The following is a 2,622-nucleotide window of genomic DNA, read 5'->3' on the forward strand; positions in this document are numbered from 1 at the left end:
GAGTCGATTTCTGATGAAAACAATAACAATATAGATGTGGCCGAATATGTCTACTACTATCAAGGTTGTGAACTTGTATTCAGGATTGAAGAAGATGGGGCAACAGCTGCATCCGTTTTTCCAAGAGCGTGCAAAACAAATCAATTTGAGATGCTCAAATACAAAAGGGTTTTGAAAATTGTAAAGAAATAAAATAATTTAAGTGGTATTAAAATGACTAAAGAAGAAATATATAACTTTTTAAAGTTAAATGGCTTTAAGTTAGTTCACCAAGATACTTCGGAGTATTTTAACGATTATTTCGATGTATTTGCGAATGATGTATTTGCGGTAAGATTTAGTAGTACAAAATCTTTTGAAACTGTTGATATACGCAGTAATAAAGAGGAAGAGAATTGGTATGATTTGGCTTTAATAAAGGCATTATTATTTAATGAAGTAGAGCTAAATCAGGTCACTACCATCCAAACTCATATTGAGTTTTTAAGACAAGAATTCCACCGAATTAGTCAATTGTTTGATAAGCAACAATATCTAAACACGAAGATAAGACTTGACGAATTAGGGAATAAGCGAGCAAAGCAAATGTTTCCATCTCAGTTTTAGCATTTAGCTTCCCTCACTGGGTTAAGTTTGAATGATGGCAAAAGCAGAGGTAAAAAAGACCTTACTGTCCGTAGTCTTCAGCGCAGCGTTTGCTTCAACCTCATATTTTTTACATTCTCAATCAAATGGAAACCTTATTTCGGAAATTTTGAAAAATGGCCTAGAAAGAAGAAAATTACTGGAAGTTTGATCATATGGGGTATTTCAGGGAAAATGGCCGGTCGTTCCGTTTTCAAAGTGACGCCGCATTTCGCTTCAAACTGACGCTCGATTACGGAGCAAAGTGGCCGTTTTGAAATGATGTTTGGACCTTTCGTTAAATAAAATAATATAGTATAAAATGGAAACCGACAATTTTAAAATATTAAGAGATAAATGCCTTTTGTTTAATCAGTTCATGATTGATAAAGGATATATTCCTCGGGAACTAATTGAAGCTTATCAAGAAACGAATAAATTGATAGAAATTGCTTATCAGGAAAGAAAAATTAAGCCACTCAAAGCTGCAAGTAAAGATATTGATGATCAGGTAATGAGGCACATGCCACTGTCAGTTGCCTTCGAATTGAAAAAGCTTTTTAAAGAACGGTTAAATGTTGATTTTGAAGCAGTTGATGAGGCTCGCATAAAAGCACTAAAAAAAATTTTAAAGAAAGGAAAAATCAGCTCAGAAAACGAATACGAATTAGTGTTAAATCGCATTGACGARATTTACGCAGATGATAGTAAATCAGAAGAAATTGAGGAATTAAATAACCTTATCCTGATTTATGATAAAGGCAAGTAATTGTCAATAGTATAATGAAATCGTTAGTAGATACTAGCCCGGCTAACAGTCGGGCTTTGTAATTTAATTAAGGTAAGCTTTCTTTATTTTTGCATTGAACAAATGATTTTTGATACCCTGGAAACCGTATTTTTAGGTAAAATAATATGAATATAGGATTAGCAGTAACAATTACGCAGGAAATCAATAGTAAATAGAAGATCATCCATTCAGTTTCAGATGAGCTTAAGCTGTATTTTCAAAATCGGGATTATGGAGGCGGGATCAAAAGCCTCACCATCGGTATAGTTTGTGTCTCTCCCGGTTTTGAAAAATTTTTCAAAAATGAGAAAGCGAAGTATACCAAAGGCAGAAAAGAATCGATTGTTGAAGGTATACCCTATATAGTGGAAGATTCTTTTGAATATACTGTCAAACTTGAGTATGAAGCCTTCAGAAATGCAAATGACGAGGAAATAAGAAAAATCTTGGCCATGGAGATTTTAGCATCCTTAGTGATTTTTGAAAAGTTTAAATCAAAAATAAAGGACTTTGATTTAGATCGTTTTGAAATGGATTTACACGAATACTTTAAAAGTCAGAATCTGATTTAGTAAGCTTGGAAACTGCCAATCGATTACCAATAATGTGTTCCCTGTAAGGATGCAGAGACGCTGGGATACTTCCTTATTAATGGTATTTACGTAAATATTGGATTTTAGGGGGGCTTATCAAAACTATTTTATGCAGTTCTTATTGAAAGCTGGGTATTTAGTCTAAAATTATGATAAGGGATCATTGAAATTGGTTTATATTTATTCCGAAAAAATGTGACTCTGAAGCTAATCCTGTTTTGGCTTCAGAATTTATTAAGAAAAAAAGATTTTATGATCGGACAATCAAAAAAAATTGAAGAACTTGAATTGCTTAAGGAAGAGGGAATATTCTCGGATCTTGAAAATCTTGCTTTGACTGATGGCTATGTTATTTCAATATTAAAAAATAGTGTAACTGAATTCCAGAACATTGTTAAGCAGAATGGTAGTGACGGTGTGTTCCGTGAAGTAATGTCCTCTACAATAGAAAAGATTGAAGGAAATGAAACTGGATTGGATACCGAAGGTAAAGAAGCAATCTGCTTGTATTTTGAGAAAATGATGGATGCAGTTGAATTAGAATCCTCCGGTGGAATATTGAATACTTGGTTATATGGATTTGATCCACTAGACTTTGAGACAATCGTATAAGTC

The 2,622-nt window shown here is 33.2% G+C and carries 5 protein-coding genes; all 5 read left to right on the top strand.

Features of this window, described 5'->3' with window-relative positions; genetic code table 11:
- The coding region (locus AC1DND_RS25295; protein WP_477585295.1) for a hypothetical protein at nucleotides 1-192 on the top strand (192 nt) is incomplete at its 5' end.
- Nucleotides 193-213: 21 nt separating this feature from the next.
- A complete protein-coding gene (locus tag AC1DND_RS25300; protein ID WP_477585296.1) occupies nucleotides 214-606 on the top strand; it encodes a hypothetical protein in 393 nt (130 codons plus the stop codon).
- Nucleotides 607-946: 340 nt separating this feature from the next.
- Nucleotides 947-1,393: a hypothetical protein gene (locus tag AC1DND_RS25305; protein WP_477585297.1), complete on the top strand. Its 447-nt coding sequence runs from the start codon at nucleotides 947-949 to the stop codon at nucleotides 1,391-1,393.
- Between the two features lie 386 nt (nucleotides 1,394-1,779).
- On the top strand, nucleotides 1,780-1,986 hold the full coding sequence (locus AC1DND_RS25310; protein ID WP_477585298.1) for a hypothetical protein: 207 nt from the start codon (nucleotides 1,780-1,782) through the stop codon (nucleotides 1,984-1,986).
- Nucleotides 1,987-2,202: 216 nt separating this feature from the next.
- Complete coding sequence (locus tag AC1DND_RS25315) at nucleotides 2,203-2,619, top strand: DUF4844 domain-containing protein (RefSeq protein WP_477585299.1); 417 nt, start codon at nucleotides 2,203-2,205, stop codon at nucleotides 2,617-2,619.
- The last annotated feature ends 3 nt before the right edge of the window (nucleotides 2,620-2,622 follow it).

It is taken from the genome of Pedobacter sp. 01N416 (assembly GCF_056399685.1).

Coding starts and splice junctions, on each gene's coding strand:
- AC1DND_RS25300 (WP_477585296.1), top strand. CDS start 214: ATGACTAAAGAAGAAATATATAACTTTTTAAAGTTAAATGGCTTTAAG.